We start from the raw sequence: 12,585 nt of genomic DNA on the forward strand, positions 1-12,585 counted from the left end.
AACTCGTTCCAGTAGTCGCCCGAGTCGACTGTCTTGACGGGCGGCTCTGACACCGCCGGACTGGGACGGGCACCCTCCCCGAGCCAATCAATTGATTGGCTCCGCCACCCCATCAAGCGTTCCCCACTGGGCATCATTGTTAGATTCTCCCAATCAAACGATGGGGGACCGCATGCCGGAGCGGGTACGATCCGCGGCCCTGTCTGCCGGGCTGCCCCCGCGGGCCGTCCCGCCAGGCACCGCGGGGCGGATTCTCGCGGCCGGTCTTGAGCTGTTCGCCGAGAAGGGCTTCAGCGGAACGTCCATCCGCGACATCGGGGCCAGGGCGGGGATCAACTCGGCCACCCTGTACTCGCACTACCGCTCCAAGGAGCATGTGCTGGCCGCCCTGGTGCTGCTGGGCCATCAGGAGCTGCACGGCCGGCTGCAGCATGCGCTGGTCACAGCCCGCGGCGGCCCCACCGGGCAGCTGGCGGCGCTGGTGCGGGCGCATGTACTGGCGCATGCCGAGTACGCGCAGCTGGCGCTGGTCGCCAATGCCGAGCTGCATGTCCTGGGCGGCGAGGCCGCCGCGCCCTCGCTGGCAAGGAGTTGGGCGACGGCGGGCCGGTTGCGCTGACCGGGCACTCGATGGGTGCGTACATCGCGCTGCGCGCGGCCGCCCGCCGGCCCGAACTCTTCGACCGGCTGCTGCTCGTCGACGGCGGTCTGCCGCTGCCCGCGCCCGAGGGCGTCGACCCGGACGCGATCCTCGACCTCACGCTCGGCCCGGCCATCGCCCGGCTCTCCCGGACCTACGAGAGCGACCAGGCGTACGTGGACTTCTTCCGCGCACATCCGGCGCTCGGCCCGGACTGGAGCCCGGACATCGAGGCATACGTGCGCTACGACCTCACCGGACCGCAGGGCGCGCGCCGTTCCAAGGCACGGGAGGATGCCGTGCGGCAGGACGGGCGGGATCTGCTCGGCTCCGCCGACGCCTTCGCCGCGGACCTCGGCCGGCTCGCCGTACCCACTCTGCTGCTGCACTCCCCGCTCGGTCTGCTAGGGCAGGAGCCCGCGATGCTGCCCGCGCCGCTCGTCGAGCACTGGGCGCGCGAAGTGCCCGGCCTGCAGGCCGAGTTCGTCGAAGGCTCCAACCACTACACGATTCTCATGGGCTCCCACGCCAAGACCGTCGCCGAGCGGCTGGCCGGTGTCAGCTTCCCGTGAGGTGCAGCTTGAGCGCCAGATGCACCTGCAGGGCGCGGTCGCCGTGGCGCCAGTCCGCGCCCAGTAGCGCGCCCACCTTGTCGATGCGCTGATACAGCGTGTTGACGTGGACGTAGAGGGCCCCGGCGGTGCGCGCGAGAGACCCGTCGCAGCCGAAGTAGGTCAGCACCGTGCGGGCCAGTTCACTGCCGCGCGCCTCGTCGTGCGCGAGCAGCGGCCCCACCGTGCGTTCCACGAAGCGGTTCAGTTCGGCTCGTCCCGCATGGCTCAACAGCAGCCCGTAGATACCGAGTTCATCGCGGCAGGCGCCCTCGCCGTCCCGGTCGAGGGCGAAGAGCACATCGAGGCAGCGCACGGCATCCCGGTGTGCCTCGACCAGGGCGGCCGCGCCGGGGCCTGCGCTCTCACCGCCGACTGTCACCGGCCGGCCCGCGCCCTGGGTCAGTACGGCGGTCAGCGCGCGCGCCGCCTCGCCCGCGCCCGGGCCGCCCGGCAGGACGACGACCGTGTTGCCGCCGTACTCTCCCGCCAGGCCGCCGAGCCGCAGGGCGTAGCGGCCCGCGGCGTCCGTGACCTGGCGACGGCGGTCGCCGTCGCGGCAGCGTGCCGCGAGCACCACATGGCCGCGGTCCAGATCGAGGCCGACGAGTGCCACCCTGCGGCGGAGGCCTTCGGGGTCGCGGTGCGGGGCGCCGAGGAGGTCGTCGAGGATTTCGCCGCGCAGCCGCTGCTCGGCCTGGGCGACCGTGTGTTCGCTCAGCAGCATCAGTGCGGCGATCTGGGCAGCCCGTTCCAGGGCGTGGACGTCGGAGGCGTCGAGCCGGTGCCGTACGAGTAGCAGGGTGCCGAGCTGCTCGCCGCCCCCCACGATCGGGGTGACACACGCCGCGTCGTCGTCGAGAGCGAGACGTCTGCTGCCGCTGCCCTTGCAGCGCGGAACGGGATCGGGCAGCGGAGCCTCGCCCGCCGCGGCGAGTCGGCGGCCATGAGCGTCCAGGACGAAGACGCTGCCGCCGAGCACCTCGGCCAGCGTGCTCGCGAGCCCCGCCGTGCCGCCGCCCTCCAGCGCCACGGCGGTCAGCCGCTGGTGGACGGTCGCGGCCCGCTGCACCTCTTCGAAGAGCGTGGCGTTCTCGATCGCGAGGGCGGCGTGGTTGGCCAGCGAGATGAGCAGGTCGACCTCTTCGGGGGCGAACGGCCGCACACGCCGGTTGGCGGCGAACAGCACCCCGTGGACCTGGTCACCGGACTTCAGCGGCACCCCTTGGATGGCGACGAGTCCCTCGGCCCCGATGACGCCGTCGACATAGTCGGAGTGTGCGAAGCGTGTGTCGTTCGGATAGTCGGCGGTGTGGTAAGGCCGGGCGGTTTCGGCGATCAGGCCGCCGAGACATGCGCCGACCGCGAGCCGCCCGTTCTTGAAGGCCTCGCTGTGGATGCCGTCGGTGACCCGCACATAGGTGTCGCCGCGCTCGGGGTCGTACAGCAGCAGATACGCGACATCGGTGCCGATGAGAGTGCGGGCCCGGCGCACGATGGCCTGGAGGACCTCCTCGAGGTCACGCAGCGAGGCGAGGTCGCCCGCCGTCTCGTACAACGCGGCCAGCGCGGCCTCGCGCCGTGACTGGGCGACGAGCCGGGCCCGTACCTCCAGGGCGTCCTCGACCTGCGGGGCCGGTGCGCCCAGGCCGAGGAACGCGTCCTCGTCCGCGCCCTCACGCAGCAGGCGCAGCAAGGCTTCGGTGTGCTGGTCCGGCTTGTCGGTCACCTGGCCAGTGATACCTGGGTTGCCGCGCAGAAGAGAAGTCCGGACCCCAGATGCGCACCATCCTCAACGAGGTGCGTGCACTGGGCGGGTGATGTGGTGGCCGAGGCCGCTCACGACCTGCCACCGGCCCCGGACGGGACGACCCGTCCGGGGCGAACCCCAGCTCCGGCTCCAGGGCGCGTATCGAAAGAAGTACCGGCCGACTGGAGCGCCGCGAACTCGATTTCAGCTCGGTATCAGCCTGAGGGTGCGCAGCCGTGGAAGGGGTTTACGCCTTCGGTTCAGCGTGGCCGCAGCCCGTCGAAGACGACCTCGAAGATCCGCTCCCGGGGCGCCGGATCCGCTCCGAGCTGTTCCATCGCCCTGCCGACGCCGGCCAGGAGGGCGATGAACTCCGGCATGCCCAGCTCCGGGCGGACCGCCCCCGCCCGTTGCGCCCCGGTCAGCAGATCGGCCAGCCGGGTCTGGATCTCCATGGTCGGCTCCTGAAGGGACGCGTGTACGTTCACCCCGGCCGCGGCGAGTGCCTGGGCGAACTCGTTCTTGCCCGCGGACTGATCCACCACCAGACGGAAGCAGGCGAAGAAGGCTTCGGCGGGCCCGGCATCGGCGGCCAACTGTGCGGTCTGGGCCGCCATTTCCTCCAGTCTGCGCACCATCACCGCCTCCAGCAGCGCCTCCTTGGTCGGGAAATGTCTGAAGAGCGTGCCGACTCCGACCCCGGCGATGCGGGCGATCTCCTCGGTCGGCACGCTGACGCCGCGGGCGGTGAACACCTCCGTGGCGACATCCAGCAGCCTGGCCCGGTTGCGGACCGCGTCCGCCCGCAGCGGGCGCTCCTGAGCGCCACCCATCCCTCTCCCATCCCTTCGCCGTCGACGGCGGAACCACCCTGGACAACCGGAGTCTCCAGTCCGTATCGTAAAAACGGAGTCGCTAGTCCGATTCTAGCGGGGATCCCACCGGAGGTTTGTCATGCCTGAAACGCTGTCACCGCGCGAGGTCTTCCAGAAGCTGATCGAGGGCATCGGCGCCGGGCGGTTCACGGAGCTGGCCGAGCTCTATGCCGAGGACGCCGTGGTGGAGACCGTCTTCGAGCCGGTCGGTCCGCGCCGGGTCGAGGGGCGGGCCGCACTTGAGGAGCGGTTCGCCCAGGTCGCCGCAAGTTCGCCCGTGGAGCTGACCCCGGTGAACGTGGTCGTCCGGGAGACCGACGACGCGGAGGTGGTCGTCGCCGAGTTCGACTACCACGTGCACCACCGGTTGACCGGACGGACCTTCGAGGCCTCCAACATTCAGGTGCTGCGGGTCCGCGACGGCCTGATCGTCGGCAGCCGGGACTACCACGACCACCTTGCCCTCGTCGTGGCCGGCGGCAACCTGTCTCAGCTGGTGGCGGCACTGGAAGGCGAGTAGCACGAGTGCGGTGCTCAGGGCCGGGGCCACCGGTCGGGGGCTCGTTCGTCCCTGCCGTGGACTACTCGAACTAGAACTGGTATCAGTTCTGAAACAGTGTCAGAAACGCCGGGGCCCCGGGAGGCAGCAGCCATGACCGAGCTTGTGGAACACGGAAAGCTGTTCATCGGCGGGGAGTTGACCGATCCCCTCGGCGGCGACGCCATCGAGGTCGTCTCGCCGCACACCGAGCAGGTCATCGGGCGCGTGCCGCATGCCTCCCGGGCGGATGTCGACCGGGCCGTGACCCTCGCGCGGGAGGCGTTCGAGCGTGGGCCGTGGCCGCGGATGAGCCTGGAGGAGCGGATCGGCGTCGTGTCGCGGATCAAGGACGCGATCGCCGTACGCCACGAGGAGATCGCCCGGTCCATCAGCTCGCAGAACGGCTCCCCGTACTCCTGGAGCGTGCTCGCGCAGGCGCTCGGCGCGATGATGGTGTGGGACGCGGCCATCACCGTCGCGCGGGGTTACGCGCACGAAGAGCGGCGGGCCGGTGTGCTCGGGCCGATTCTGGTGCGGCGGGAGCCCGTTGGGGTCGTCGCGGCGGTTGTGCCGTGGAACGTGCCGCAGTTCACCGCCGCCGCCAAGCTCGGGCCCGCGCTGCTCGCCGGTTGTACGGTCGTGCTCAAGCCGTCGCCCGAGTCGCCCCTCGACTCGTACATCCTCGGCGAGATCGCGACGGAGGCCGGGCTTCCGGAGGGTGTTCTGTCGATCCTGCCCGCGGACCGTGAGGTGAGTGAGTATCTGGTCGGGCACCCCGGGATCGACAAGGTGTCCTTCACCGGGTCCGTCGCCGCGGGCAAGCGGGTCATGGAGGTCGCCTCGCGCAATCTGACCCGCGTCACCCTGGAGCTCGGCGGCAAGTCGGCCGCCGTAATCCTGCCGGACGCGGACCTGGAGTCGGCTGTCGCCGGGATCGTGCCCGCGGCCTGGATGAACAATGGGCAGGCGTGCGTGGCCCAGACCCGTATCCTCGCGCCGCGCAGTCGCTACGACGAGTTCGCCGAGGCCTTCGCCACTGCCGCCTCCGCGCTGGTGGTCGGCGACCCGCTCGACCCGGCGACCCAGGTCGGTCCGCTCGTGGCCCGCCGCCAGCAGCAGCGCTCGCTCGACTTCATCCGGATCGGCCAGGAGGAGGGCGCCAAGATCCTCACGGGCGGCGGCCGGCCGGCTGGTCTCGAACAGGGCTGGTACGTCGAGCCGACCCTCTTCGGCGGGGTCGACAACTCCATGCGTATCGCCCGCGAGGAGATCTTCGGGCCGGTCATCTGTCTGCTGCCGTACGGCGACGAGAGCGAGGCCGCGAAGATCGCGAACGACTCCGACTACGGGCTCAGCGGCAGCGTCTGGACGGCCGACGTCGAGCGCGGCATCGACTTCGCGCGGCAGGTCAGGACGGGGACGTACAACATCAATACGTTCAGTCTCGACATGCTCGGTCCGTTCGGCGGCTACAAGAACTCCGGTCTGGGGCGGGAGTTCGGACCCGAGGGGTACGGCGAGTATCTGGAGCACAAGATGATCCATCTGCCCTCCACGTATACATCAGCCGCTGACGCGGCGGGTGGAGAGAACTGATGGGGGACCGCTGGCACGTCGAGGTCGACCGGAGCGTGTGCATCGGCTCCGGCATGTGTGTGGGGCACGCCCCGGACGGCTTCAAGCTCGACTCGGGGCGGCAGTCGCATCCGGTGGCCGACGACACCGACGCCAATGAGCGGATCCTCGCGGCCGCGGAGAACTGCCCGGTCGAGGCGATCGCGATCACCTTGCTGGAGAGCGGGGAGCCGGTCTTCCCGCCGGAGGAGTGACCGAGCAGACCCGTGCGTCCGAGCGCCCGTAGTCGAGCCCTCGTAGTCGAACTCCCGCTGCTCGAACAGAGGTTGACTCGTGCGTACCGCACGGTGATCTCGTGACATGCGTGACTGTCCGGCCCCCGGACGCCGTGGAAATCTCGTTGCCACGTCGCCGACGGGGGGAAGCAGGATGGACAAGCGGTATGAGGTCTTCTGTCTTGCGGACAGGATTTTCTACGAGACCCCTGACCGCTTGTCCTCCGTGCGCGGGTCGTCCCGCAGAGCGGAGCAGGGGGGTACGGGGGAGAGCGTCCCCCTCTTCGAAGCGGCGCGGCGCCCGGTCCCCGAAGGGTGGCGGCGTTTCCTCTCCGGGGACTGGCTCCACATCAGCCCGGTGGGCACGGCCCGCCCGCGCCAGGGCTGGAAGATCCATGTCTCGGCCACTCTGGACAACGCCGAGAAGACGGCGGCCAGAGTGTGGGACTACTGCGTCCCGCGCTCCGTCCCCTTCAAGTTCGTCCCCGGACGGCAGCCGCTGCACCTGCGCAACTCCAAGTACGCGGGCCGCGGCTCCAGCGGGAAGTTCGCCACGATCTATCCGGCGGACGAGTCCGAACTCCGGCTGATTCTCGACGAGTTGGGCCAGGAGCTCGCGGGCGAGCCGGGCCCGTACATCCTCACGGATCTCCGCTGGAAGCAAGGCCCGCTCTATGTACGGTACGGAGGCTTCGCCAAGCGGCACTGCGTCGACGAAGCCGGCTCGGGCGCGCTCGTGCCCGCTATCGAGAACGCCGAGGGCGTGCTGGTGCCCGACCGCAGGGATCCGGTCTTCCGGCTGCCCGAGTGGGTGACGCTGCCCGCCTTCCTCGAACCCCAGCTCGCGGCGCGCAACGCGACCACCACCCAGGATCTGCCGTACCGCATCGAGCGTGCCCTGCACTTCTCCAACGGCGGGGGCGTGTACGCGGGTACCGATCTGCGGACCGGTGAGCAGGTGGTACTCAAGGAGGCGCGGCCCCATGCCGGGCTCGCCGCGGACGGGGCGGACGCCGTCACGCGGCTGGAGCGCGAGCGGGCCGCGCTGGAGCGGCTCGGCGGGCTGGGCGTGGCTCCCGGGGCGCGGGACTGGTTCACCCTCGGCGACCACCGCTTCCTCGTCATGGACTTCCTGCCCGGCCGGACGCTCAACTCCTTCTTCGCCGAGCGTCATCCGCTGCTGGCCGTCGAGCCGGACCCGGCGGCGGTCGCCGGCTACACCCGCTGGGCGCTGGGGGTGCTGCACGCGGTGGAGGAGGCCGTAGCGGCCGTGCACGGTCGCGGTCTCGTCTTCAACGACCTGCACATGTTCAACATCATGGTCGACCCGGACGACGACTCCGTACGGCTGCTCGACTTCGAGGCGGCGACACCGGTCGAGGAGCATCGTGGCCAGGCCATGGCGCACCCGGGATTCGTCGCGCCGGGCGACCGCGTCGGCTTCGAGGTGGACCGTTACGCGCTCGCCTGTCTGCGGCTCGCCCTCTTCGTGCCGATGACGACGCTGCTGGTGGTGGACCGGCACAAGGCGGCGCACCTGGCGGAGGTCGCGGGGGAGCTGTTCCCGGACCTGCCGGACGGCTTCCTGGCGGAGGCGGTGGAGGTCGTACGGGGCGGGCGGCGACAAAGGCGGCGGCAAGGGCAGCGGCAAGGGCGGCCCGTCGCCGGGGGCGGCGCTTCCGCTTCGGCGCCGCGAGACCGCTATCTGCCGGTGCCCGTACAGGACTGGCCCGCGAGCCGCGACTCCATGGTGCGCGCGATCCTCGCCTCCGCCACACCCGAGCGCGAGGACCGGCTGTTTCCCGGCGACATCGCGCAGTTCGGCGACGGAGGCGGACTCGGCCTGGCGCACGGCGCCGCCGGGGTGCTGTACGCCCTCGCCGAGACCGGCGCCGAGCGCTACGAGGCGGGTGAGGAGTGGCTGCTGAGCCATACGGACCCGCCCCCGTCCGGTACCCCGCTCGGGCTCTACGACGGGCTGGCCGGCGTCGCCGACGTCCTCGACCGGCTCGGCCACCGCGAGCGCGCCGTCGAACTCGTCGGCCGCGTGATGGACGAGAAGTGGCAGCGCCTCGCCCCCGACCTCCACGGAGGACTGGCCGGTATCGGTCTCGTACTCGACCGGCTCGGACTGCGCGCGCAGGCGCTGGAGGCCGCGTCCGTCCTCATCGACCGGCCGCAGCCGCCCGGGCACGGCAGGCGCGCGGGGCTGCTGCGCGGCGCGAGCGGGCCCGCCCTGTTCTTTCTGCGGCTGTACGAGTCGACGGGCGATCCGGCCCTTCTCGACGAGGCCGCCCGGGCCCTGCGCCGGGATCTCGGCACCTGCGTACGGGACCGCAGCGGAACCCTGCTGGTGGACGAGGGTGCACGCACCATGCCGTATCTCGGCGCGGGCAGCACCGGCATCGGCGCGGTCCTCGACGACTTTCTCGCCCATCGCCACGACGAGGAGTTCGCCCGCGCCCGCGAGGCGATCCTGCCCGCCGCGCGACTGCGGTACTACGCACAGCCCGGGCTGTTCAACGGGCGCGCCGGGATGGTGCTTCACCTGGCCCGGACGCGCGCCCCGCGACCGCACCTGGACGCCCAGATCGCCGCGCTCGACTGGTATGCCGTGCCGTACAGGGGCGAACTCGCCTTCCCCGGCGACCAGATGATGCGGCTCTCCATGGACCTCGCCACCGGAACCGCGGGCGTCCTGCTCGCACTCGGCGCCGCGCTGGGCCACCACGAACGGCCCGCACGGCTGCCCTTCCTGCCGCCACCGAAGGCGGCTCCTCGAACGACCCCGTGAGGGGTCGAGCAAAGAGCACCACGCACCACGTATGCAACTGTCCCCATGAACAAGGAGATCACCATGGCACTTCTCGACCTGCAGACGATGGACGTCCCCGAGACCGACGGCGGCGGCGAGAGCAGCGTCAGCCTGCTGCTCTGTGACAAGCACAGCTCGCACAGCAACCTGCTCTGCCTCTGATCGAGTGAGGATCGCGGCCCCGGGTGGCACCGCTCACCGGCCACTTGGGGCCGCATCGATCGCAGCGACGTAGGAGTCCTGCATGTTCCTCCGGGAGATCGTCCGGCACGGCGCGCCGCGTGCCGTCCTCGTCCTGCTGCTGACCTGCGCCTCGGCCGCCGCCGGGCTCGCACTGCCCGCGGTGCTCGGCCACGCCCTCGACCTTCTGCTCGCCGGAACCGGAGCCGGAGCCGGAGCCGGGGCTCGCGCGGACGCCGGACCATGGCTCGCCCTCTGCGCCGGTCTCACCGCCCTGTCCGTGCTGCTCGGCGCTTTCGACGGGCTCGTCACCGCAAGCGCCAACGCCCGTACCACCGCCTGGATACGGGCACGGGTCCTCGGGCATGTCCTCGCCGCCGGACCCGAGCAGCGCCTGCCCTCCGGCGAGCTGGTGGCCCGGCTCACGGGCAACGCCGCGCAGGCCGGAACCGTACCGACCGCCCTGGCCGCCGCGCTCGCCGCCGTACTCACGCCCGTGGGCGGCCTCGTCGCACTCGCCCTCACCGACGCGTGGACAGCACTCGTGGTCATCGCCGGAATGCCGCTGCTCGCCCTGCTGCTCAGGGTGTTCATCCGGGCCTCCGGCGAGAGCAGCGCCCGCTATCTCACGGCCCAGGGCGAGATCGCGGGACTCCTGGCGGAAGCGATACGAGGCATCCGGACGATCACCGCGGCCGGCGTCCCGGAGCGCGACGCGGCCCGCATTCTCGCGCCGCTGCCCGAACTGACCCGCCAGGGGCGGCTGATGTGGCGGATCCTGGGCAGCTCGACCGCCCGCGCCGCCGCCCTGCTGCCGCTGCTCCAGCTCACCGTGCTGGCCGTCGCCGGTCTACGCCTCGCGGACGGCGCTCTGAGCGTCGGCGGAATGCTGGCCGCCTGGCGGTACGGGGTGCTCGCCACCGGCACCGGCGTACTGGTGGGGCAGCTGAACGGCCTGGTGCGCGGCCAGGCAGCCGCCGGACGGCTCGCGGAGATCCTCGAAGCCCCCGCGATGACGTACGGAGCGCGTCAGCTCCCGCCCGGCAAGGGTGAGTTGCAGCTCAAGGGCGTGGACCGGCGCGGGCTGCGCGGCATCGATCTGGTGGTTCCGGGCGGCTCGGTCACCGCCGTCGTCGGGCGCTCGGGCAGCGGCAAGTCCGCGCTGGCCGCCTTGGCCGGACGGCTGGCGGACCCCGACACGGGCGCCGTCCTCATCGACGGCGTCCCGCTGACGTCACTCTCCCGCGACGCGCTGCGCCGCGAGGTCGGCCATGCCTTCGCCCGTCCGGCACTGCTCGGCAAAACCGTCGCGGGCACGATCGCCTTCGGCTCCCACCTGCCCGCGGGCGAGGCCGTGAGGGAGGCCGCGCGTGCCGCCTGTGCCGACGACTTCGTACGCCGTCTGCCCCTCGGCTACGACACGCCCTGCACCGCCGCGCCACTGTCCGGTGGCGAAGCCCAACGCCTCGGTCTGGCACGGGCGCTCGCGCACACCGGGCGCCTGCTCATCCTGGACGACGCGACCTCCAGCCTGGACTCCGCCACCGAGCGCAAGGTGTCCCAGGCCCTGTTCGCAGGGGCCCGGCGGACCCGGCTGATCGTCGCCCACCGCGCCCCGACCGCCGCCCGCGCGGACCTTGTGGTGTGGCTGGACGAGGGGCGCATCCGCGCGGTCGGCCCGCACGCCGAGCTCTGGCAACTGCCGGAGTACCGGGCGGTGTTCGATGGGTGAGCTCCGGCTCCTGCGCGCCCGGCCCTCCGTGCTCGTGCGCCTCGCCGCCTGGTCCGCGCTGGAGGCCGGGCAGACCTTCCTCCTCGGCTACGCCCTCGCCCGCGCCGTCGACGGCGGCTTCCTTGCCCACGACCCCGTCCACGGTCTGCGCTGGCTGGCCGCCGCTGCGCTCGCCGTCGTCCTCGGGGCGTACGGCACCGGCAGGGTCCACCGGGTGGTCGCCGACCTCGTGGAGCCCGTGCGGGACGCACTCGTACGACAGGTGGTCGACCGGGCGCTGCGCGACGGGGACGACGCTGCCGTGTCCCGGCTGACCCACCAGGTGGAGATCGCCCGGGACACCTTCGCGGGCCTGGTCCTGGTCTCTCGCACCTTCGCCTTCACGGCCGCCGGAGCCCTGGCCGGACTGTTCTCGCTGGCGCCCGTACTGCTCCTGGTCGTCACGCCGCCCCTGCTCGCCGGACTGGCGCTCTTCGCGCTGACCCTGCGCCCGATGGCGCGCAGACAGGAGGCCTTCCTCGTCGCCGACGAGGCGATCGCCACCGAACTGGGCGCGCTGACCTCGGGGTTGAGGGACATCACCGCGGCCGGGGCGGAGGGGCGGGTGACCGCTGACGCCCGCGTACGGTTCGCCGACGAGTACCGGGCCGCCCGCGCGCTGGCGCGCTGGGGCACTCTGCGTGTCCTGGCCGTGGGCATCGGCGGCCGTCTGCCTGTCGTGCTGCTGCTGGTCACCGCCCCCTGGCTGCTCACACACGGGGTGAGTGCGGGCGCGCTGGTCGGCGCCCTCGCCTATCTCAGTCAGTCCCTCCTGCCCGCCCTGCAGTCGCTGATGCAGGGCCTCGGGACCTCGGGCGCGCGGCTCGCGGTCGTCCTGCGCCGGCTCACCGCCGAGGGGGAGCGGCAGCCGGATGCGGTGTCCCCGGCGGCGGGAGCGGAGCAGGCAGTCCGGCTGCGCGGGGTGACCTTCGCCTACGGGCCGGGTGCCGCCCCCGTCGTCGACGGGCTCGATCTGGACGTCCCGTACGGCGGCCACCTCGTCGTCGCCGGTCCGAGCGGCATCGGCAAGTCCACGCTCGCCGCGCTGATCGCCGGGGTGCTGCGGCCCGACCGCGGGGAGATCGCGCTCGGCGGCGAGCGGGTTCTCGTACCGCAGGAGGCGTACGTCTTCACCGCAACCGTGCGCGAGAACCTCGGCTACCTGTGCCCCGAGCCGCCCACCGCCGCCGCGCTTCTCGCCTCCTGCACGGCCGTCGGCGCGCTGGGGCTCGTCGAACGGCTCGGCGGGCTCGACGCGAAGCTCGACCCCGGAGCCCTGTCGGCCGGTGAGCGTCAGCTGCTCGCGCTGGCCCGCGCCCATGTGGCGCCCGCGCCCCTCGTCCTGCTCGACGAGGCGACCTGCCATCTCGACCCGGCGGCCGAGGCCCTGGCGGAGCGGGCGTTCGCCGCCCGCCCGGGCGGCACGCTCATCGTCGTCGCGCACCGGATCGGCTCGGCGCGGCGGGCCGGGTGCGTCCTCCTCATGGACGGTACGCACACGCAGTGCGGCACCCACGAGGGACTGCTCGCCCGCTCCTCCTTCTACCGCGAG

At 72.1% G+C, this 12,585-nt stretch carries 10 protein-coding genes and 1 pseudogene; 9 read left to right on the plus strand and 2 right to left on the minus strand.

Features of this window, described 5'->3' with window-relative positions; translation table 11 throughout:
- Nucleotides 1–172 precede the first annotated feature (172 nt).
- Together OOK40_RS05485 and OOK40_RS05490 are read left to right on the plus strand one after the other, a co-directional pair.
- The gene (locus OOK40_RS05485; RefSeq protein WP_266476956.1) at nt 173–619 is read left to right on the plus strand and encodes a TetR/AcrR family transcriptional regulator; all 447 of its coding nucleotides are present in this window, start codon (nt 173–175) and stop codon (nt 617–619) included.
- Complete coding sequence (locus OOK40_RS05490) at nt 592–1,212, plus strand: alpha/beta hydrolase (RefSeq protein WP_323136036.1); 621 nt, start codon at nt 592–594, stop codon at nt 1,210–1,212. The genes OOK40_RS05485 and OOK40_RS05490 overlap by 28 nt, the downstream gene beginning before the upstream one ends.
- Here OOK40_RS05490 and OOK40_RS05495 read toward each other — a convergent pair.
- Nucleotides 1,199–2,980: a GAF domain-containing protein gene (locus OOK40_RS05495; protein WP_266476960.1), complete on the minus strand. Its 1,782-nt coding sequence runs from the start codon at nt 2,978–2,980 to the stop codon at nt 1,199–1,201. The two genes, OOK40_RS05490 and OOK40_RS05495, sit on opposite strands and share 14 nt — an antisense overlap.
- Nucleotides 2,981–3,261: 281 nt before the next feature.
- The gene (locus OOK40_RS05500; RefSeq protein WP_266476962.1) at nt 3,262–3,834 is read right to left on the minus strand and encodes a TetR/AcrR family transcriptional regulator; all 573 of its coding nucleotides are present in this window, start codon (nt 3,832–3,834) and stop codon (nt 3,262–3,264) included.
- A 121-nt stretch (nt 3,835–3,955) separates the two neighbouring features.
- On the opposite strand from OOK40_RS05500, the gene OOK40_RS05505 reads away from it, so the two are divergent.
- From OOK40_RS05505 to OOK40_RS05535, 7 genes and pseudogenes are all read left to right on the plus strand, one after another.
- Nucleotides 3,956–4,396: a nuclear transport factor 2 family protein gene (locus tag OOK40_RS05505; protein WP_266476964.1), complete on the plus strand. Its 441-nt coding sequence runs from the start codon at nt 3,956–3,958 to the stop codon at nt 4,394–4,396.
- 132 nt (nt 4,397–4,528) lie between these two features.
- The gene (locus OOK40_RS05510; protein ID WP_266476966.1) at nt 4,529–6,013 is read left to right on the plus strand and encodes an aldehyde dehydrogenase; all 1,485 of its coding nucleotides are present in this window, start codon (nt 4,529–4,531) and stop codon (nt 6,011–6,013) included.
- A complete protein-coding gene (locus OOK40_RS05515) occupies nt 6,013–6,246 on the plus strand; it encodes a ferredoxin (RefSeq protein ID WP_266476968.1) in 234 nt (77 codons plus the stop codon). The genes OOK40_RS05510 and OOK40_RS05515 overlap by 1 nt, the downstream gene beginning before the upstream one ends.
- A gap of 175 nt (nt 6,247–6,421) precedes the next feature.
- Nucleotides 6,422–9,061: a class III lanthionine synthetase LanKC gene (lanKC, locus tag OOK40_RS05520; protein WP_266476969.1), complete on the plus strand. Its 2,640-nt coding sequence runs from the start codon at nt 6,422–6,424 to the stop codon at nt 9,059–9,061.
- A 63-nt stretch (nt 9,062–9,124) separates the two neighbouring features.
- Nucleotides 9,125–9,244 (plus strand): SapB/AmfS family lanthipeptide, encoded by a 120-nt coding sequence (locus OOK40_RS05525; RefSeq protein WP_266476970.1) that lies wholly within the window; start codon nt 9,125–9,127, stop codon nt 9,242–9,244.
- A gap of 82 nt (nt 9,245–9,326) precedes the next feature.
- Nucleotides 9,327–10,994 carry an ABC transporter ATP-binding protein gene (locus OOK40_RS05530; protein ID WP_266476971.1) on the plus strand — a complete coding sequence of 556 codons (1,668 nt, stop codon included), beginning with the start codon at nt 9,327–9,329 and terminating at the stop codon, nt 10,992–10,994.
- 832 nt (nt 10,995–11,826) lie between these two features.
- A pseudogene (locus tag OOK40_RS05535) lies at nt 11,827–12,381 on the plus strand (ATP-binding cassette domain-containing protein); the annotation flags it as partial.
- Nucleotides 12,382–12,585 lie beyond the last annotated feature (204 nt).

It is taken from the genome of Streptomyces sp. NBC_01481 (assembly GCF_026339995.1).
In the GTDB taxonomy this organism is placed as follows: Bacteria; Actinomycetota; Actinomycetes; order Streptomycetales; family Streptomycetaceae; genus Streptomyces.

What these genes read in the sequence shown, in the direction of transcription:
- OOK40_RS05485 (WP_266476956.1), top strand. Translation starts at nt 173, where the DNA reads ATGCCGGAGCGGGTACGATCCGCGGCCCTGTCTGCCGGGCTGCCCCCG.
- OOK40_RS05500 (WP_266476962.1), bottom strand. Translation starts at nt 3,834, where the DNA reads ATGGGTGGCGCTCAGGAGCGCCCGCTGCGGGCGGACGCGGTCCGCAAC.
- OOK40_RS05505 (WP_266476964.1), top strand. Translation starts at nt 3,956, where the DNA reads ATGCCTGAAACGCTGTCACCGCGCGAGGTCTTCCAGAAGCTGATCGAG.
- OOK40_RS05510 (WP_266476966.1), top strand. Translation starts at nt 4,529, where the DNA reads ATGACCGAGCTTGTGGAACACGGAAAGCTGTTCATCGGCGGGGAGTTG.
- OOK40_RS05515 (WP_266476968.1), top strand. Translation starts at nt 6,013, where the DNA reads ATGGGGGACCGCTGGCACGTCGAGGTCGACCGGAGCGTGTGCATCGGC.
- lanKC (WP_266476969.1), top strand. Translation starts at nt 6,422, where the DNA reads ATGGACAAGCGGTATGAGGTCTTCTGTCTTGCGGACAGGATTTTCTAC.
- OOK40_RS05525 (WP_266476970.1), top strand. Translation starts at nt 9,125, where the DNA reads ATGGCACTTCTCGACCTGCAGACGATGGACGTCCCCGAGACCGACGGC.
- OOK40_RS05530 (WP_266476971.1), top strand. Translation starts at nt 9,327, where the DNA reads ATGTTCCTCCGGGAGATCGTCCGGCACGGCGCGCCGCGTGCCGTCCTC.